19 protein-coding genes and 2 pseudogenes are annotated in these 18554 nt (G+C 30.7%); 9 read left to right on the top strand and 12 right to left on the bottom strand.

Annotated elements, in window-relative coordinates:
- Nucleotides 1-270 (top strand): annotated as a pseudogene (locus B6K90_RS23840) (PepSY domain-containing protein); the annotation flags it as partial.
- Between the two features lie 101 nt (nt 271-371).
- The gene (locus B6K90_RS19065; RefSeq protein ID WP_088014353.1) at nt 372-755 is read left to right on the top strand and encodes a FixH family protein; all 384 of its coding nucleotides are present in this window, start codon (nt 372-374) and stop codon (nt 753-755) included.
- A gap of 692 nt (nt 756-1447) precedes the next feature.
- On the opposite strand, the gene B6K90_RS19060 is transcribed toward B6K90_RS19065, so the two are convergent.
- Nucleotides 1448-2029, bottom strand: coding sequence for a YitT family protein (locus tag B6K90_RS19060; RefSeq protein ID WP_088014352.1), 582 nt, complete (start codon nt 2027-2029; stop codon nt 1448-1450).
- 63 nt (nt 2030-2092) lie between these two features.
- On the opposite strand from B6K90_RS19060, the pseudogene B6K90_RS19055 reads away from it, so the two are divergent.
- Nucleotides 2093-2542: pseudogene (locus tag B6K90_RS19055) on the top strand (DUF1259 domain-containing protein).
- 130 nt (nt 2543-2672) lie between these two features.
- A complete protein-coding gene (locus B6K90_RS19050; RefSeq protein ID WP_088014351.1) occupies nt 2673-4208 on the top strand; it encodes a spore germination protein in 1536 nt (511 codons plus the stop codon).
- A gap of 84 nt (nt 4209-4292) precedes the next feature.
- Here B6K90_RS19050 and B6K90_RS19045 read toward each other — a convergent pair whose 3' ends face one another.
- Together B6K90_RS19045 and B6K90_RS24605 are read right to left on the bottom strand one after the other, a co-directional pair.
- On the bottom strand, nt 4293-4472 hold the full coding sequence (locus tag B6K90_RS19045) for a BCCT family transporter (RefSeq protein WP_235821846.1): 180 nt from the start codon (nt 4470-4472) through the stop codon (nt 4293-4295).
- A gap of 210 nt (nt 4473-4682) precedes the next feature.
- Complete coding sequence (locus B6K90_RS24605; protein WP_088014348.1) at nt 4683-4847, bottom strand: BCCT family transporter; 165 nt, start codon at nt 4845-4847, stop codon at nt 4683-4685.
- 142 nt (nt 4848-4989) lie between these two features.
- On the opposite strand from B6K90_RS24605, the gene B6K90_RS19030 reads away from it, so the two are divergent.
- Nucleotides 4990-6231, top strand: coding sequence for a cation:proton antiporter (locus B6K90_RS19030; RefSeq protein ID WP_088014347.1), 1242 nt, complete (start codon nt 4990-4992; stop codon nt 6229-6231).
- A gap of 101 nt (nt 6232-6332) precedes the next feature.
- Here B6K90_RS19030 and B6K90_RS19025 read toward each other — a convergent pair whose 3' ends face one another.
- Complete coding sequence (locus tag B6K90_RS19025) at nt 6333-6566, bottom strand: hypothetical protein (RefSeq protein WP_088014346.1); 234 nt, start codon at nt 6564-6566, stop codon at nt 6333-6335.
- Between the two features lie 258 nt (nt 6567-6824).
- Here B6K90_RS19025 and B6K90_RS19020 point away from each other — a divergent pair, with 258 nt between their 5' ends.
- A complete protein-coding gene (locus B6K90_RS19020; protein ID WP_088014345.1) occupies nt 6825-8147 on the top strand; it encodes an ArsB/NhaD family transporter in 1323 nt (440 codons plus the stop codon).
- Nucleotides 8148-8386: 239 nt separating this feature from the next.
- Here B6K90_RS19020 and B6K90_RS19015 read toward each other — a convergent pair whose 3' ends face one another.
- Nucleotides 8387-8563, bottom strand: a complete 177-nt coding sequence (locus tag B6K90_RS19015; protein ID WP_088014344.1) for a transposase — start codon at nt 8561-8563, stop codon at nt 8387-8389.
- A 401-nt stretch (nt 8564-8964) separates the two neighbouring features.
- On the opposite strand from B6K90_RS19015, the gene putP reads away from it, so the two are divergent.
- Nucleotides 8965-10440 (top strand): sodium/proline symporter PutP, encoded by a 1476-nt coding sequence (gene putP / locus B6K90_RS19010; RefSeq protein WP_088014343.1) that lies wholly within the window; start codon nt 8965-8967, stop codon nt 10438-10440.
- Nucleotides 10441-10855: 415 nt separating this feature from the next.
- On the opposite strand, the gene B6K90_RS19005 is transcribed toward putP, so the two are convergent.
- The 4 genes from B6K90_RS19005 to B6K90_RS18990 all read right to left on the bottom strand — a co-directional run bounded on the left by B6K90_RS19005 (nt 10856) and on the right by B6K90_RS18990 (nt 15419).
- Complete coding sequence (locus B6K90_RS19005) at nt 10856-11950, bottom strand: Ger(x)C family spore germination protein (protein ID WP_088014342.1); 1095 nt, start codon at nt 11948-11950, stop codon at nt 10856-10858.
- The gene (locus B6K90_RS19000) at nt 11947-13059 is read right to left on the bottom strand and encodes a GerAB/ArcD/ProY family transporter (RefSeq protein ID WP_088014341.1); all 1113 of its coding nucleotides are present in this window, start codon (nt 13057-13059) and stop codon (nt 11947-11949) included. Before B6K90_RS19000 ends, B6K90_RS19005 begins: the two co-directional genes overlap by 4 nt.
- Nucleotides 13056-14516 carry a spore germination protein gene (locus B6K90_RS18995; protein ID WP_167555431.1) on the bottom strand — a complete coding sequence of 487 codons (1461 nt, stop codon included), beginning with the start codon at nt 14514-14516 and terminating at the stop codon, nt 13056-13058. Before B6K90_RS18995 ends, B6K90_RS19000 begins: the two co-directional genes overlap by 4 nt.
- Before the next feature lie 189 nt (nt 14517-14705).
- A complete protein-coding gene (locus tag B6K90_RS18990; protein WP_088014339.1) occupies nt 14706-15419 on the bottom strand; it encodes a DUF421 domain-containing protein in 714 nt (237 codons plus the stop codon).
- Nucleotides 15420-15769: 350 nt separating this feature from the next.
- Here B6K90_RS18990 and B6K90_RS18985 point away from each other — a divergent pair, with 350 nt between their 5' ends.
- Nucleotides 15770-16582 carry a putative protein N(5)-glutamine methyltransferase gene (locus B6K90_RS18985; protein ID WP_235821845.1) on the top strand — a complete coding sequence of 271 codons (813 nt, stop codon included), beginning with the start codon at nt 15770-15772 and terminating at the stop codon, nt 16580-16582.
- 72 nt (nt 16583-16654) lie between these two features.
- Here B6K90_RS18985 and B6K90_RS18980 read toward each other — a convergent pair whose 3' ends face one another.
- The 3 genes from B6K90_RS18980 to B6K90_RS18970 form a co-directional block, all read right to left on the bottom strand.
- A complete protein-coding gene (locus tag B6K90_RS18980; protein WP_056467807.1) occupies nt 16655-16789 on the bottom strand; it encodes a hypothetical protein in 135 nt (44 codons plus the stop codon).
- A 69-nt stretch (nt 16790-16858) separates the two neighbouring features.
- Nucleotides 16859-17524 (bottom strand): YczE/YyaS/YitT family protein, encoded by a 666-nt coding sequence (locus B6K90_RS18975; protein WP_088014338.1) that lies wholly within the window; start codon nt 17522-17524, stop codon nt 16859-16861.
- Complete coding sequence (locus B6K90_RS18970; protein ID WP_088014337.1) at nt 17521-17961, bottom strand: GNAT family N-acetyltransferase; 441 nt, start codon at nt 17959-17961, stop codon at nt 17521-17523. The genes B6K90_RS18975 and B6K90_RS18970 overlap by 4 nt, the downstream gene beginning before the upstream one ends.
- A 123-nt stretch (nt 17962-18084) precedes the next feature.
- Here B6K90_RS18970 and B6K90_RS18965 point away from each other — a divergent pair, with 123 nt between their 5' ends.
- Nucleotides 18085-18537, top strand: coding sequence for a MarR family winged helix-turn-helix transcriptional regulator (locus B6K90_RS18965; RefSeq protein WP_088014336.1), 453 nt, complete (start codon nt 18085-18087; stop codon nt 18535-18537).
- Nucleotides 18538-18554 lie beyond the last annotated feature (17 nt).

The raw sequence follows: 18554 nt of genomic DNA, 5'->3' as shown, positions 1-18554 counted from the left end.
GCAAACTTAATAATTAATGTTTTAGCATGTTTATCACTTGTGTTAATCGTATTTAGTGGAATCACAATGTGGTGGAAACGCCGTCCAACAGGAACAGTTGGAGTTCCAAAAGCAAGTGAAGGAAATAAATTTTATTTAGGTGTTTTGTTGATTTCAGTAATTTGTGGACTTTTAATGCCAATGGTTGGTATATCAATATTTGTCATAGGTTTAATCGAGTTTATAGTTAAATTTATTAAAAAGAAAGTTCGTCAGACTGGTATACAATAAAACAATGATTAATTTATAACTGAAAAAAGCTAAGCTAACAAATAAACGTTTGCTTAGCTTTTTTAGTAATAAAAAACATTAGAAATAAACAGAGGTGTATCATGAAAATAATAAATGGCTTTATACTATTATTGGTGGCTGTAACAATTTTTTATGGATGTGGCAAGTCGGAAGAAACAGTCTCGAACAAATATTTAGATAATTTAAGTGTTACTCTATCGGATCAGCCAACTTCTAAAGATTCAGAACATAGCTATGAAGTAACTTTAAAAAATAACGAGAATAAATTAGTTAACGTTGATTCAGTGGAAATAATATTAAATATGAAAAGCATGAATCATAAAGCAGATGGAAAATTAAAGAAAGTTTCAAAAGGTGTTTATCAAGGAAAAGTGAAATTACCAATGGATGGCTTATGGGATAAGACAATTGTATTAAAACAAGAGAAATTTGTCCGTAAGGTGAGTGGGGGAGCATTAAAGTAACACAAAATAGGTTGCAAAATAAGTAAAAGTTGAAAACTAATTATGCAGCAACAAATACGTTAGTTGAAGAACACGAGTAACTATTGCTACTTTTTTTGGAGTAAACTAGAAAGTTGAAGTAATTCTTATTGGTTCTTTTTAACATGAATTTGACCGAAATCGGGTGTATCCTAAACAGCTAATTGGATTTTTTGAAAAATGACCTTCGAAAAACCCAGTGATATCAACGGGTGTATCCTATACATTTAAACCAATACAATCGACACAGTACGCTAATGTCCGCGTATAAAAACATAGATGTGTTCCATTCTATGAAGAGCTTTTTCAAGCAGGAGCATGAGAAGGCAGTGAAATAGAGAGCGGGTATGGAGAATTAAATAGCGTGCGAAATTGGTAGAAAGTGAGAAACCAGAAAACCTGTTTGAAGGCTTTTCTGGTTTTTTGTCATTGAATCCAATTTAATACATTTGCCCCGTTTTCATTGGTACGTATATCTAATTGAATTTTTGTACTTTCCAAATAGGAATATCACATAATTGCAAATAGAAGACTGCAAATTTATAGGATAATACAAAAAAATAACCATAAACGAGTTATGATTATTCATTTTATTTGGCAAAACAAGATCTTTTCAAATTGGTGTAGTTCTTTTAAAAGTATAGGACCGTATAAATATAAGTAGTAATAATATTTTAAGATAAAACCGAAATTGATTTAATTGTAGTTAATATACTTGTAGTAATTGCAACACCTAGAACTGTTAAAATTGAATATAGAACTCTTATGTCTTTTAAGAAAAAAATCCCAAGGGATATGATGATCGAATCAATAACTAAAATTACTAAACCAAAATTTACTGAAAATGTTTTTGAGAGAAAAAAAGCAATTAAATCAATTCCTCCAGGACATGTGTCTTTCCTTATCATAATTCCAATTCCAGAACCAATTACTAATCCACCTAAGAAAGCACTGACTAAAATCGGTAAATGGATTGTCCCTTCAAATGGCATTAACAAATCAATCATAACTGAAGTAAAGATAAGAGCAATTATGCTGTTAATAAAATATGATCGATTTTTTATAAATGTAAACAAATAGATTGGAAGGTTTAAACAGAAAACGAGGAATCCTAATTTAATTCCCCATATGTAATTCAAAATAAGACTAATTCCTAAAATTCCACCATTTAATAAGTGGAGGGGGACTATAAAGGCATTTAATCCTATACCAATTAAGAGACTACCTAATACAATCGAAGTAATTTTCCTTTGCATATCACTTCTCCTTTTTAAACATTTTTATGAAGAATTCTAAGTATATATACTCATCTAATTCTAATGATTATTTTTATTTTAAGACATTCCGTAAGAATAAGAATAGTGGATTGTAGTCCAAGGAGGGTAAAGATGAATATAAACGATTTATGTAATAAATTTGATGAAATTGCTGGTGGTAAACATCATCTAGAAAATGGTACTTGTTCTGTTACAATTCATAGGAACATCAATGTTTCAATATTAGGGAAACCTTCAAAATCAGCTCATACAATCGGTGCTTCAATCTCTTTTCAAAGTTTAGATGAGAAAGGATATTCCCTCAATCTAGGAGAAATCGCTTTAATTGATGAGGAAGTTTATCCATTTACTAAATCATTACAAGATTAAGGGATATTAGTCAGTGCATTGCATAATCACTGGCTGTTTATTAAACCAAATATTGTATACGCTCATTTTATGTCTATTGAAAATCCATTAGAATTTGCAATGAAAGTAAGAATTTGTCTTTAATTATCTTGTCCGTTAGTTATATAAATGGGCTTTTAAGCATACATCTTAAAGGCCCATTTATAGGTTTTACATAAATTTACCTGTTTTAGGAAAAATTATATTCAAATTAAAAGTGGAGGAATGGTATATAATGCTTAACTATAAACAAGTAAATAGTTCAGTGAATAATAACCAAATTCCATTTCAAAGTGATTTAACTCGAACTTTAAGTAAAGAGATAAATGAAAATATTAATAGAATAAAAGCAGATTTAGGTGATAGTTCTGATCTCATAATTAGACAGGAAACTATTGGAAAAGATATGGAGCACTCCTACGCAATTATACGAATTGATGGCATCTCTAATGAAGAAGTTGTAAACGATGGTATTATTGAGAAAATTGTTTACTTAAATTTACATAAATTGACTTCCAATGCTAAAAAAATTTCGATATTGGATTTGGAAAATGGATTAAAAGGTGTTATTTCAGTATCAAGTTTGAAATCACTATCTAGTTACACCAATCTTCTAACAGCTCTTCTTCTAGGAGATACGATTATATTATTGAATCAAGACTGCAATTTTTTAGTTGCTTGTACAAAAATGGTTCAATCAAGGGATATAACTGAGCCTTCGACACAAACAATTATACGAGGTCCAAAAGATAGTTTTACAGAGAGTATAAGGACAAATACGTCCCTTATTCGTAATCGAATTCAGCATACGGCACTTCGATTAGAAACATTTAAAGTAGGAGAAGTGACCAGAACTGATGTAGAAATTATGTATGCACAAGGTGTTGTTAATCAGGAACTCTTAAAAGAAGTAAAAAAAAGAATCAAATCAATTAAAATTGATGCCGTTATTGATTCAAGTTATCTAGAGAAATATATCCATAATGATCAACAAACTTTTTTCCCAACCTCAATCTTTACTGAACGACCTGATGCTGCTGTTGGTAATTTATTAGAAGGTCGAATAATTATTCTTATTGCTGGTAGTCCATTTGTAATGATAGTACCAGCAACTTTTAACCAATTTTTTCAATCTCCTGAAGATTATTATCAAAGTACATATGTATCGACCTTTATAAGAGTACTTCGATATTTTTGCTTTTTATTAGCTATGTTTGTACCAGGAATTTATGTTGCAGTTACTTCATTTCATCAGGGAGTTATTCCCACGATTTTATTAGTAAATTTTGCAGAACAGCGTGAAGGAGTGCCATTACCTGTAATTGTAGAAGCAATATTAATGGAAATAGTATTTGAGTTATTAAGAGAAGCTGGTGTTCGAATGCCAAGATTAATTGGACAAACACTTTCAATAGTCGGTGCTTTAATATTAGGACAAGCAGCCGTTCAAGCTGGTTTTATATCAAATTCCATGATCATTATTGTTGCAGTTACTGCAATAGCTAGTTTCGCTATTCCATATTACAATATGTCGATTGTAGCGAGACTTTTTCGATATGCAATATTGTTGGCTGGAGCATATATAGGCTTGTTAGGAGTTTTAATTGTGAGCATGACAATCTTGATTCATTTATTAAGTCTTCGTTCGTTTAGTGAACCATACTTTGCTCCTTTTGCTCCATTTCGCTTTAAAAGCCAACGAGATACTATTTTAGTTCTGCCTCCAGGAGGTAATCCTAATCATGTTAAAGAACAAAGTAATGGTGAATAAGTAGGTAAAACAAGTAAAAAAGAAACACCATTGCTTAAAATAATTAGGTGTTTCTTTTTATTACATTTTAATCTTCAGTGAAGGCTAATACATATCCTTTAATTTTTTAAAGGGTGAAGCAGCTTTATTAATACTTTGATGATGAATATTCTCTTTTTGAAGTTCTTTAAATAAAGAAATAAGGATTAAAATCACTATAAATGCAAAAGGAAATGCAGCAAGAATTGCAGCAGATTGCAAGGAATCAAGTCCACCATTATTCAATAAAACTGCTGCAATAATTGATATTGTAATACCCCAAATAAATTTGATAAAAATTTGTGATTAAACAAAGTCCAATTATAGTTAATACACCGCTAAGTGGCAAGTGGCTGAACTTCGCAAAAAGTCCAACTTCTTCCCCATTAGTTGCAAATTTGTTTAATGCGTTTGAAATAAGTCTAAATGAATAGAAGTTCCTCCAAATACTGTAAACTAAAACATACATATCAATGCTTGTACAAATATTACTCCTGTAACGAACTCGCGAATTGTTCGTCCCATGGAAACACGTGCAATAAAAGATCCAACAAATGGTATCCATGAAATCCACCAACCCCAATAAAAAATAGTCCAGTTTTGAATCCACTCGAGCGCCATCTTTTTTTAATCGACTCAGACGTAAGCTCATTGTATGTAGATTTTGAATGTAATTTCCTATAGTTGTAGTAAAGTAATTCATTAGTTCTTGTAGCCAATTTTTATACTTAAGTATATCCCATTTCTACAAAGGAGAGATTAAATGGAACACGGATTATTAGAGGTTTCAAATATGATAATAGGAGAATTCTTAATATTACTTTTATTTGGTGTGATTGCTTGGTTAGTTGCAAATAAATTTAATAAACCATACACAATATTTCTTGTAATTATTGGTTTAATAATTGGTTTATTGAATATTGATTTTTTAGATAAAATTGCTGATTTATTTACAAATAGTGAGACTTTTTCATTGATAGTTCTTGGTCTCTTTTTACCTTCGCTTCTTGGAGAGGCTTCGATGAAGTTTGAATACAATGAAATTAAAAAGTTCAAAAATGAAATCTTAAGTTTAGCTTTATTAGGTACTTTTTTAACATTTGTTCTTGTATCAGTTGGTCTGATTTACATTTGTAAGTTACCAGTAGTAGTATCATTCACCATTGCTTCACTTATGTGTGCAACTGATCCTATATCAGTAATGGGAATGTTTAAAACTTACAATGTAAAGAAAAGTATTGCAGCTAGTTTGGAAGGTGAAAGCCTGTTTAATGATGGAATAGCCGTTGTATTCTTTAAAATATCTACCGTATTCTTATTAAGTTATATAAATATGGGCTTATCAGGTATTGGAGCTGGTGTTTTATTATTCGTTAAGGTTGTTCTGATTGGAATCGTTATAGGGTTATGTTTAGGATTTTTAGCTTCATACATGATTAGCTTTGTAGATAATTATCCTCTTGAAACAATGGTGTCTTTCTTACTTTTTTATGGAAGTTATATTATTTCAGAGCATTTTCATGGAAGTGGTGTAATTGCAGTAGTAGTTGGAGGCATTGTATTTGGGAATTATGGAAAGAAAATCGGAATGAGCACGGTAACTGAGGATTACATAGCAAGTTTTTGGGACATCATTTCGTTTGTAGGAAATACGATTTTATTTCTACTTATTGGTTTAGTAGTTTATCGATTAGATGTACTAGCGAATTGGAAAGTGTCTTTATTAACAATCATTATTGTATTAATTGCAAGATCAATTGCTGTAAGTATTAGTCTATTAAAAATCAAAACTTTTACAAATTCTGAAAAGTTTCTGATTAACTGGGGAGGATTAAAAGGTGCGTTGTCAATTGCACTGGCATTGACTTTACCCGTTGACTTTCCATATAGAGTAAATATCTTGTTAATTGTATATGCAAATGTGGTATTTTCATTGCTAATACAAGGCTTGAGTATACCTAAAGTAATAATGCATTTAAAAAGTAAAGAACCAGCTAGACAGTGATGGGAAAGTCAAATCGTTAAACAACTTAGGATATTGTGTTTGGAAAAATTGAATAAAATAAAAAAACAAGCGACTAGCTTGTTTTTTTATAATTTGTTGGTTTAATCAAGTCCATTTATATTTGGTCGCCATTCTTTTTCTACTATTTTTCCATTTTTCCATGTTTGAATCCAACTATCGTTATAATTTATGCCATATGATATATCAATTTGATTATCAAGATCTACGTTATGGCAGGCAAAATAATAGTTAATTGCTTTATCTTTTTCTATACCAACATAGATAATGTCTACTTTTTTATATCCTTTACCATAGACTAAATAAATTGTTTCCATGTGACACCTCTTTCAAATTTAATTATAGACTTACATAATCCTCATTTGTTTTAGTATAGAACTCATTTGTAATCTATCAATAGAAAAGTTTTAATTGAAATGTAAATATATCTCCTTTAATATAAGATAATATACTAAACTAATATATAAGTTTTTAATGGAGGAGTCTGTCATACAAGGGAGTATTATGCCTTGGGACAGGCTTTTTTTTGTTTTAGATTAAATATTCATATTCACATCAGTTTCGGGGGGAAAGAAATGGAACATTTAGAACATGGGTATAATTGGAGGTATTATGCAACTATTATTGTATTTTTAGTTGCCTATGCATTCATTATAACTGAAAAAATGAATAGAGCCTTAATAGCTTTATTAGGTGCAGGAATCATTGTTGGAATTGGCGCAGTTGATTTGCATTCTGCATTGACCACTCATATTGAATGGGAAACTATAACACTTTTAATTGGAATGATGATAATTGTATATATTACAAGTAAATCAGGGCTATTTGAATATATAGCAATTAAGACAGCTAAGATTTCAAAAGGACAACCTATACTTATATTAATCTCATTGTCATTACTAACAGCCATTTGTTCAGCATTTCTTGACAATGTAACAACGATTTTATTAATAGTTCCAATTACATTATCTATAACCAAAATTTTAAAAGTCGATCCAAGACCATTCTTAATACTGGAAGTTATTTATTCTAATATTGGTGGAACAGCAACATTGATAGGTGATCCGCCTAATATTATGATTGGATCTGCTAATAAACATTTGTCGTTTAATTCATTTTTCATTAATTTAGCGCCTATTATCGGAATTATAGTTCTGTTATTAACTATCATAATATATTTTATTTATCGAAAAAGGTTAGTAACATCGTCAGACCAAATTAAAATATTGATGTCAATCAATGAAGCAGACTATATAAAAGATAAATCCTTATTAATTAAATCCCTTATAGTACTTGGAGTGACTTTATTAGGATTTATTCTTCACTCTGTTTTACATTTAGATGCAGCGCTTGTAGCCATTTTAGGTGCAACAATACTAATGATAATTGGTGTAAAAGAACATGATCTAGAAGATGTATTTGCGAATATTGAATGGGTGACTATTTTTTTCTTTGCTGGTCTATTTGTACTAGTAGGTGGGTTAGTAGATATTGGATTAATCGGTTCATTGGCTAAAAAGGTCTTAGAATTAACAAATGGAAATATTCATGTGGCAGCACCTTTAATTTTGTGGGTGTCAGGAATTGCTTCTGCTACAATCGATAATATTCCTTTTGTTGCAACTATGATACCTTTGATTCAAGATTTATCCGTAGGGATGGGGCTTTCACCAGACGCTCCGCAAATTGAAGTATTATGGTGGTCACTTGCATTAGGGGCTTGTCTTGGCGGAAATGGAACATTAATAGGCGCTTCTGCAAATGTTGTAGCAGCAGGAATTGCATCAAGAGAAGGACACAAGTTTGGATATTGGGAGTTCTTGAAGATAGGTCTTCCAATCACATTATTTTCACTTCTATTATCTAACTTATATTTATATGTTAAATTTCTAATGTAAATCACTTAATTTACGAATATTTTATGTAATTGCTCAAATCCTATAACTGAAATTTAAATTAATGTCTATTATATTCAAAGTAAATTTATTTGGAAAGTATTTTTATAAGATTTTTAAGAGTCGGGTTTATAAGATGACCATTCTTATTATTAAGAATGGTCATCTTCACGCTGTTGAAAAAAGACTTCGTCAAATAAATGCCACGAATTTTTCGTGGCATTTTTGTTTTTGTTGTTCATTTAGTCTGTTTTTTGGTAAATTAAATGAAGACCTATTTCCTTTAGTGAGAGAAGTTTGGTCCATTTAATTAAGTTTTGTATGATGGCGGTCATCAAAACTTGTCTTTTTACTTTGTGAACTCCTCGGTATCGTGCATAACGTAAGCCGTGGAGTTCTTTACTTTGGGCAAAACTTATTCAACGGTTGAAGGTCTTACTGACTTTAATATCTTTCCTCGGGTTGATAGTCTTTGTTCACTTAACTTATCGTAAATTGGTTGATTAACTGAAATTCTTAAAACACGATCATCTTTTTTGAATGTGTAATTTTAAAAAATTAATTAAAGAAAGGATGAATAATAGATTAATGCAGTTAACACTTGTCATTAAAACGATCGCTGTTTTTTTTAGCGGTAAACAGTCTGAATTTTATAAATAATTTTACTTTTTTATAATAATTGTAATTTTCAGGTTATTATAATAAAATAATTTTATGTAGAAGTGAAGAGTCATTTCTACACAATTTGGGATATATTTTCTTAAAGAGAATGTTATCAATTAATAGTTTTATCTACTTCATTGTTAAACGGAGGAATTTCATGGATACTCAAGTACTTATATCGATTTCTATTTATTTTATTTTTATGTTAGCTATTGGTGCTTACGCTTATAAAAAGTCTACTAATAGTTTATCTGAGTATATGCTAGGAGACCGTGGTCTTGGACCAGCAGTTACTGCACTTTCAGCTGGTGCAGCTGATATGAGTGGCTGGATGCTGATGGGATTACCAGGAGCAATGTATGCGACTGGGATTTCTTCTGTATGGATCGCAATTGGTCTAACGGTTGGTGCATATTTAAACTATTTACTTTTAGCTCCAAGACTACGAGTTTTTACAGAGATTGCAGACAATTCCATTACAATCCCAAATTACTTTGAAAAGAGATTCCAAGATACAAGTAGAATATTAAGAATTGCTTCTGCAATTGTTATAATTATTTTCTTTACATTGTATTGCTCAGCTGGTCTTGTATCTGGTGGTACATTATTTGAATCAGCATTCGGTATCGACTATAAAATTGGGTTATTTGTAACGGCAGGAGTTGTAATAGCTTATACTTTATTTGGGGGCTTCTTGGCTGTTAGTTTAACAGATTTTGTTCAAGGTTTAATTATGTTTATCGCACTTATAATGGTTCCTTTGGTGGCTTTTACGAATATAGGTGGTGTAAAGCCTGTGTTTGATGAGATTCAACATATTGATCCAAAGTTATTAAATATTTTCACTGGGACTTCTTTCGTTGGAATTGTTTCATTACTTGCTTGGGGATTAGGTTATTTTGGACAACCACATATTATTGTACGCTTTATGGCTATATCGACTGTCAAAGAATTAAAACCAGCTCGACGAATTGGAATGAGTTGGATGCTTTTTACAATTGTAGGTGCGACACTTACAGGACTTGTAGGAATCGCTTATATATCTATTAATAATTTAACGTTAAAAGATCCTGAAACAATCTTTATCTTTTTCGCAAATACTTTATTTCATCCCTTAATTACAGGCTTCTTGTTATCTGCAATTTTAGCAGCTATTATGAGTACGATTTCTTCACAGCTTTTAGTAACATCAAGTGCATTAACTGAAGATTTATATCGTATTTTTGGTAAAAAAGACATTACGGAGAAAGAGCTTGTACGAGTTGGGCGATTAGCGGTTTTAATCGTTGCACTTGTATCGCTTCTATTGTCATTAAAACCAAATGATACGATTCTAAACCTTGTAGGTAATGCTTGGGCAGGCTTCGGAGCTGCATTTGGACCAGCAATTTTATTAAGTTTATTCTGGAAACGAATGACTCGTTGGGGAGCGCTTGCGGGTATGATTGTAGGAGCTTTAACGGTTATTATTTGGATAAGTGTAGATGTTATTAAACAAACGATTAATTTATATGAAATGGTACCAGGTTTTATTTTAAGTTTAGTAGCGGTTATTATTGTTAGTTTAATAACTTCAAATCAAAATCAAAAAATAGAAGAACAATTTAAAGAAATGGAAAAAAGACTAGCATAAAAAAAATTTTATTATATAGATAAACTTGTTAGTACAGTGGTAAATTCATAGGTAATGGAAAACTGAAAAACCAGCTTGTTGGTTTTTCTGTTTTTTAGAATCCAATTCTTAAAATGATTTAAATGGAATAGAATAAGAATTCACGTAAGATTGCCAGCATAATTAGCCGAAAAAAATGATCGACAATTCGTCGGTCATTTTTTATTAAGTAAACTATTTGTTAACCTATCAATAGGAAAGTTAAAATAAAGCTAATCACTTTTTGTAAACTGTCACAAATTAACGTGCTGGGCAATAGACTAAAAATGAAGTACGATTAGACGCAAGTAAAACCCCAAAAAGCCCGATAGAGGGCTTTTTGGGGTTTTATAATGTAAATATATGATTGCTAAACTTTTCTTTTTTGTTTTAACGATCATAAAATAATCCCACTTGTATACATAAATACCTTTGTGTTGACCTCACATTGAACTTTTGAATAGTCCTTTTCCCAATTTAATTTCTTCCATATATCGGGATGATAGGCCATTAAATATCTGCCAATTCCTAATGCATCACAATTCGCATCTTGAAGTATGTTAAATACTTCATTTAGCTCCTTTTTGATATTTTCAGCAATTTTATTTTCTATTTCCTTTTTCTTTTTATTACTAGCTAAATTTTCACCTGTATATTCAGTTAAATCAATCTTAATTTTTAAATCGATTCTTACCTTAGGTCGTTCTTCGTTTTTGATTTGTATGTTTCTTTTTATACTTTTTACTTTAAAAGAGATAACTTCATTATTGTTCCCTAATGGTTCAGACAAACTCATCGTATTACTTTTTTTGTCTTGAAGTAATAACAATAATTTTGACTGTTTATTATTTAAGACTTTTCCAGTAAATTGATTGTTTTCTAAAAGTGCTACACCTTTAATTTTAATAGTTTCATCATTTGTTTTTTCTAAATAAGGTAGGACTAAATCACTGCCTGGATCATCCATTTTTTTGTAAATAGTTTCTTGTGTCTCTTTTGGAATAACAGAAATATTTTCAGCAGCTTCAAGCATTTCTGAAAGTGACTCACTGATAAAAATATCCTTGTAAGTTTTCATTTCAATAATACTAGAGGCCTGGCCTTTTACAATTGCTACTCGTGAAGTTAGAGGGCTTCGAATAAATCGGAAAAAATTATCAAAATAAGGATACAAATTATTTTTTGCCAGTTTTTCACCTAAAAGCATCACTAGTAATTTGTTGGCAGAAAAACTACCAGGAATTTGGTAATCAATATTGTTGCGTACATCTCTTACAGTTGCACCTTGATCATTAATAATATAATTAGTGGCCTCGGTTTGGTCACCTTTTGAAATATTGGTTCTGACACTTGCCGTTGCTTTAATATTGTCTTTGGGAATTTGGTCAAATGCAATACTTAATACTAGTGCAGAGTCCTTCAATGAGTGTTGATCCCAGCAGCCTGTTAGAAAAAAAATTAATAAATAAGTAATGAAATGATATTTTTTCATGACAATTTAACTTCCTTACTTTTAATCTTAAAGAGTAGGGATATACATAAGATTAACGCTGGAATCAAAAGTATAAAAATAAAACTCGAAATTGATAAAGTTTTTATCAGAATATCTATAAATCCAGTTGAAGAAGGTACTAAATTACCAACTAAAAAGATAAGAAAGCAAATTGTCAGAGTAGAAAATGTATTATTTCTTTTTTTTCTTATTAAATTTGAAATACCGACATTAGCTAGGTTTAAATAAGACACATAGGATGAGGCAATTATGACAAACCAAACTGAAAGAAATAGTAAATCTAGACGTTCTAGTTCTTTAAAAAAAGTTAAGGTTTTAAATAAATATATTGTCGGTTCTGGTATTAACTGCATTTCCTTTTTACTAAAAAATATGAAACATAAAACGACAGTAAATAGATTAATCATGGTAATAAATAAAATAGAAAAAATAGTACTTTTTATCGTTTTTCTATGAGAACCTTGGATAAAAGGGTAGAGAACTAATAGGCACTCAAAACCATGTAAGAAGATATAGGACTTATAACTTCCTTTAAATATATGGACAAAGTTAACTTGAACTACCGGTAGCAAAAACTTCCATTCCACTTGTTGAAATGCTTCTATACTAAAAATGAAAATGATTAAAAATGTCCAAAATGATAATTGGAAAAATCGAGTCGTAGTCCGAATATTTTCTTTCCCTAAATAAATCCCAATTATGAATAAGAGTAGTAAAATACCCCATGATGGTGAGTTTGGAAAAACCCATTTACTAAAAATAAATAGATAAAATTGATTAATTAAATAGGCAATATAAATAAAATATAAAATATAACTAATTTTCAATACTCCACCAATCCACTTTCCAAAAAATAACGTACAAATTTCAAAAATTGTTAAATTCGGAAACCGCTTAAGTAAAAATGAATAGAGAAATATAGTACAAACTGAATACAGACAAGAAAATAATAAGGAAATCCATCCATCATGACTACTTTCTTTATATAAATGCATTGGTAACGTTAATATAGCTACATTTAATTGGGCGATTACCAAATAAAAAAATAATTGAAAGGATGAAATAGTCTCATTTTGCCTAATTATCATTTTTTCCACCCTTTCATATTTTTGGATTGAATCGTATCAATAGGAAGTGCATTTGTTGGCCTGGTCTTCATTTTCCAATTTGGTATTCTAATTATAGCGTCCTTTAAATCTTTTATACGAATTGGAGCAAGAGGTGAAAAGTATGGAGAACCAAAAGATTCAAGTTTAACCATATGAATAAAGATAAGCGTTAAACCGAATATAATCCCTACAAATCCGTATAGTGATGCCAAAATAATCATTGGAAAGCTTAATAATCGAAGTGAAAAACTCATTTCATGAACAGGAACAACAAATGACGCAACTGCTGTAATTGCGAGTACGACTGTCATGGTATTTGAAACTAAGTTAGCCTCTACAATAGCTGTTCCGATAACGAGTCCTCCAACGATGCCGATCGTTTGAGCAATTGGGCTTGGTAATCGAACGGCTGCTTCTCTTAATAATTCCAATATCAATTGCATAATGATCGCTTCGACAAATGGTGAAAAGGGTACGAATTCGATACTGTTTTGAATAGTTGTAACTAATTCATATGGGAGAATTTCATACCCAAAAGAAACAATTGATATGTATACTGCAGGTAAAGTTATACAAAGAAAAAAACTAAATAGCCTAATAATCCTTAAAAAAGTTCCAATTAAAACTCTTCCATTATAGTCATCAGGCGTTTGGAAAAACATAAAAAAAGTAGCTGGCATAATTGAGACTGTTGGACTGCCTTCAACTATTACGCCAATTTTTCCGTCGAACAAATTAGATATAACGCGATCTGGACGCTCTGTTTCTAATAATTGTGGGAAAGGAGATAACGAACTATCCTCGATAAATTCTTCCAATTTACCTGTTGTTAAATTATTTTCAAGTTCAATTGAGTTAATACGGTTTTTAACATTTTGTAGAATATCTTTATTTACTATATTATCTAAATATAAAATTCCAACATTTGTAACAGGATCACCAACTTCCAAAACTTCTATTTTAAAGTGAGTACTTCTTATTCTGTTTCTTAGAAAATTGATGTTTTTACTTAAACTCTCAACAAAACCATCATGAGCACCTGCAACTACTCTTTCATTTACTGGTTCACTAGTCGATCTTACTTCAAATAAAACAGTATCAATTATATAGGCTTCCTTTGATCCATCCTCTAACAAAATTGTTTTTCCATTAATAAGAGAATCGTTAATTTCATTAAAACAATTAGTTGTAGAAATAGTTGAAACTGGAAGATCCGTCATAATATTTCCATGTTTTATATTTAAAAGTACTTTAATAATTTTTTCGTTAATAATTTCTTTATTTGAGATTGTATCAATAAAAGCAATACACAGTGGTCTATCATTGAAAGTAATCTTTCTTGTTTTAAAATCAAAAACATTTGAAAACTCATCTTTTAATTTTTCTAAATTACTATTAATATCTTTCAGTAATGGAATGGTTGGTTCCGTTTTCAATAATATTCCACCTCCTGTGGAATATTGTTTGTAAAATTGTAAAACATATTCATAGTCAATTTAAGGAATGTGTACGACTGATAAACGATTGATAATTCACCATATTGGGGCAAAACATTGGATACCGTTTTAGAAGCTCTTGGGATATTGAAAAAGCGGTAACCTCTAATGAGGTTACCGATTTTTTGTTCATTCCTCCATATCAACAGGCGATTTAATTTGATCTTTATATAAATCAAAATACAGTTGACCATTTGTTCCTCGAACACAATATGAAACATCAGCTAATTTTAAACCTCGCCGTTCAATTTCAGTAACGATCCAATCCTTTGTTAGGTGGTTTTGAGTGATGTTTTTATCTATAATTTGACCATCCATAATGATTTCAATAGGGAAATCTGATTGGGAAGGACTAGAAATCCCCAAATCTTTTCTAGTTACAAAACGATACGAGGGCTTCTTTAATATAGATAAATGTCCGTCAGGTTCAAAAATAGCGAATTCTACTTCTTCTATATCAAAAACATCTCTTCTTCTTAGTGCTTGATTGAATGAATCCATTGTAACTTTTAGTTTTTCTATGTTTTTTTCTAGTATTTTCCCATCTTGTATGACAACAGTAGGCTGTCCATTGAATAACGCTCTAGCTTTTTTATTTTTTAATGAAACTAAAGTAGCAAGAAATAAAAACGTACTGAAGATTGTTAATGCAGTAATATAGTTACTAAAATGTATAGAAGTATTAAACGTCAAATTACCTGCAATAGATCCTAATGTAATTGAAGTAATATAATCATGGTAAGTCATTTTTGATATTGTTTGTTTTCCAAGTAAGTGGGTAATACAAATAAGTAAAACAAACGCTGAAAAAGTTCGAATTATGACTTCAAAAGTTCCAATCATTACCTTCACCTTTAACTTTTTTTCTTACTATATTTTTACATAAAATCTATAGAAAATACGTTAAAGTAAATTCTTTTATAAAGTTATGAAGGACTCTTTTAATCTTAGAAAAATTGTTCAATATATAACCGGTCCAAAGTGACAATCTTTAAAAGTACAACATTAAGAAGTTAATATGATAAATAATAATTAAGTAATGGTGAACGATCGTCGATAAATTACAGAGTTTAACAAGGGCCTAAATGAAGGCTGAAAAGAATAGTAACCTTCTCAAACTACTGGCATGAAGTTTGAAGAAGGTATTTACCAATTTTTACCGAACTCCCAATAATAACCTTTTTAAAGATTGGGTGGTACTTATAGTAAATCAAAATGAAATATATAGTAGTGTACAAATTAAAAATAGTATAATCGAGCAACTTCGGAACGCCGGTTGCGTTTTTGCAGAAGAAGAGGCTCAGCTTCTTATTTCTGAAGCTGATACTTTAGAAGAACTTTTAACCATGGTAAATCTGCGAGCAGCTGGCTCACCCATTGAATATATTCTAGGTTGGGCGGAGTTTTATGGCAATAGGATTGCAGTAGTACCAGGTGTCTTCGTTCCTCGCCGTCGGACAGAGTTTCTTGCTCAAAAGGCTATTGAATTATCAGTACCTGGTGTCAAAGTGATTGATCTTTGTTGTGGTTCTGGAGCAGTGGGTGTAGCGATTTCCATGGCTGTTGGGTTGGTTACGTTGTATGCTGTCGATATTGATCCTACTGCAGTTCAGTGTGCTAAGTGCAATGTTTCTAAACTAGGTGGTCTTGTATATGAAGGTGATCTTTATAATCCACTGCCACCTCAATTACTTGGGAATGTTGATATTATAGTGGCGAACTCACCATATGTTCCAACTGAGGCAATAAAGTCGCTCCCTCAGGAGGCACGTCTTTATGAACCAAAAGTGGCACTTGACGGTGGTAATGATGGAAATGACATTCACCGAAGAGTGGCAGAAAATGCGTCTTTTTGGTTAGCTTCAGGCGGCCATTTATTAGTAGAAACAAGCAAAATTCAGGCACCTCAAACAGTAGAAATTTTTAATCAATATGGACTAATAGCCAGGTTAATTCACAATAATGAATTGGACTCTACAATCGTAATTGGTACAAAACCATCATAAAAAAACAACCAGAAAACCCGGATAAAGGGTTATTCTGGTTATTTTTTATAAAAGATTAAACTATAGCAAAGATTATTTTTTGTTAGACTTTTTTGCTAAATTCTGTAGTTCACTTTGAGGCTCAGTTGAAAATTCAACGTCTTTTCCGTATCCTTGTGGATTAACACTTGGAGCTTTTTGTCCTCTTCCAGATGATTTCTTACTCATGTGCATTCACCTCCAAGGATAGTGTTTCCGAAGAAAGTAGATTTATGAGTAAAAGTAATCTAGTGCATTCTATATAGAAAGATTTTTCTCTTTTTCGAAGTTGGAAGATGTACTAGAGTCAGATAATACTTGGTTTAAAAATTTTTTTGTAATTGGCATAAAATAATTAAGGATTAACCCACCAAAACAAACGGTTAGTATCGTTCCAATGCCGATTGGTCCACTTGAAATTAATGCAGCTATTAAGAAAATAAGATAAATGACTGTTTTCGAAAAAAAGATATTTGTTCTAGTTAATTCTTGTAGGATTAATGTTAACCGATCAACTGGAATCGGTGCAAAATTTGTGTGTAAGTAGGTTGCAGTTCCTACACCTGAAATAATTAATCCGATACTATAAAAAGCTATTTTGCTGTACCAAAATTCAGGTGTTATGAAATTGTGTAATAAAAACAGCCACATATCAATGCCAATACCCGTTATAAAGGCAGTTACTAAACCTAAAAATTCTGGTCTTTTTCTTTTTAATAAAGAATTTATACATAATAGTAATAAAGCAACGATTATTTCCCAACTTCCTACAGTCAGACCCACATTTTTGGATAACCCTACTAAAAGTGCATCAAATGGTGAAGTTCCAAGGTTAGATTGTATATTGATTGAAATACCTAGTGTTAATATTAAAATTCCTAATACATAAAAAAAATACTTCGTTTTAATTAATCGCTTTATCATTTAGTTATTTCTTTTAGCATGAGAATATGTGGGATTCCATCTTCTATAAAGATATTAGAGGAAGTATGATATCCAAGCTTTTTATAAAAACCTTCTGCATGTGTTTGGCCATGCAATTTTACTTTTTTGGCTCCTTGTTCTACCGCGATTTCTTCTAATGCTTTAATAATGGATTTTCCAAGACCAAATTTACGGAAAGGTTCGAGGATGCAGATTCTTTCTAATTTACCTACTTCATCAATAAACCTAATCCTTCCCGTACCGACTGGTTGTTCATTGTAATGAACTAATATGTGTTCGCAATGACTATTTAATTTATCATATTGATCAAATTCATCTTCTATAGGTACACCTTGTTCTTTTACAAATACATCTTTCCTTATTGCAAAAGCTATTTTTAACTCTTTTTCATTCATTACTTTTTTTGTATTCGTCATTTTTATCAGTCCCTTTTAACCAAATTTTTTACTGTATTATTGCAAATGCAACAAAAATAAGTTAAATTTAATATATATCATTTTTATTGCATTTACAACAATATTAATACTAAGGAGTTAATTATGAAGGAAATTCTTCGTGAAATTGGGATGATTGCAAGAGCATTAGATTCGATTAGTAATATTGAGTTTAAAGAATATGACCTTACAAAAGGTCAGTATTTGTATCTAGTGCGAATAGTTGAAAACCCAGGAATCATTCAAGAAAAGTTAGCTGAGATGATAAAGGTAGATCGAACAACAGCAGCACGTGCTATAAAAAAACTTGAAATGAATGGATTTATTGAAAAGAAAGAGGATAAAGAGAACAAAAAAATAAAAAAGCTCTTTGCAACAGAGAAGGGGGAAAATGTTTATCCTTTTATAAAAAGAGAAAATGATTATTCCAATATCGTTGCATTAGATGGATTGTCCGAAATAGAAGTTGAAACTATTTTCAATCTTCTTCTAAAGGTAAGAAAAAATGTCGAAAAAGACTGGGAATTTGTTAAAAAGGGAAACAAGAGAAATTATTGATTAAATAGAGGAGAGAC

The organism is Gottfriedia acidiceleris, from assembly GCF_002128425.1.
Taxonomy (GTDB): Bacteria; Bacillota; Bacilli; order Bacillales; family Bacillaceae_G; genus Gottfriedia; species Gottfriedia acidiceleris.
This window is presented reverse-complemented; position numbering and strand designations above follow the sequence as displayed.

What these genes read in the sequence shown, in the direction of transcription:
- B6K90_RS19020 (WP_088014345.1), top strand. Translation starts at nt 6,825, where the DNA reads ATGGAACATTTAGAACATGGGTATAATTGGAGGTATTATGCAACTATT.
- B6K90_RS19050 (WP_088014351.1), top strand. Translation starts at nt 2,673, where the DNA reads ATGCTTAACTATAAACAAGTAAATAGTTCAGTGAATAATAACCAAATT.
- B6K90_RS19030 (WP_088014347.1), top strand. Translation starts at nt 4,990, where the DNA reads ATGGAACACGGATTATTAGAGGTTTCAAATATGATAATAGGAGAATTC.
- B6K90_RS19000 (WP_088014341.1), bottom strand. Translation starts at nt 13,059, where the DNA reads ATGATAATTAGGCAAAATGAGACTATTTCATCCTTTCAATTATTTTTT.
- B6K90_RS18970 (WP_088014337.1), bottom strand. Translation starts at nt 17,961, where the DNA reads ATGACGAATACAAAAAAAGTAATGAATGAAAAAGAGTTAAAAATAGCT.
- putP (WP_088014343.1), top strand. Translation starts at nt 8,965, where the DNA reads ATGGATACTCAAGTACTTATATCGATTTCTATTTATTTTATTTTTATG.
- B6K90_RS18990 (WP_088014339.1), bottom strand. Translation starts at nt 15,419, where the DNA reads ATGATTGGAACTTTTGAAGTCATAATTCGAACTTTTTCAGCGTTTGTT.
- B6K90_RS19065 (WP_088014353.1), top strand. Translation starts at nt 372, where the DNA reads ATGAAAATAATAAATGGCTTTATACTATTATTGGTGGCTGTAACAATT.
- B6K90_RS19005 (WP_088014342.1), bottom strand. Translation starts at nt 11,950, where the DNA reads ATGAAAAAATATCATTTCATTACTTATTTATTAATTTTTTTTCTAACA.
- B6K90_RS19060 (WP_088014352.1), bottom strand. Translation starts at nt 2,029, where the DNA reads ATGCAAAGGAAAATTACTTCGATTGTATTAGGTAGTCTCTTAATTGGT.
- B6K90_RS18975 (WP_088014338.1), bottom strand. Translation starts at nt 17,524, where the DNA reads ATGATAAAGCGATTAATTAAAACGAAGTATTTTTTTTATGTATTAGGA.
- B6K90_RS19025 (WP_088014346.1), bottom strand. Translation starts at nt 6,566, where the DNA reads ATGGAAACAATTTATTTAGTCTATGGTAAAGGATATAAAAAAGTAGAC.
- B6K90_RS24605 (WP_088014348.1), bottom strand. Translation starts at nt 4,847, where the DNA reads ATGGCGCTCGAGTGGATTCAAAACTGGACTATTTTTTATTGGGGTTGG.
- B6K90_RS18965 (WP_088014336.1), top strand. Translation starts at nt 18,085, where the DNA reads ATGAAGGAAATTCTTCGTGAAATTGGGATGATTGCAAGAGCATTAGAT.
- B6K90_RS18980 (WP_056467807.1), bottom strand. Translation starts at nt 16,789, where the DNA reads ATGAGTAAGAAATCATCTGGAAGAGGACAAAAAGCTCCAAGTGTTAAT.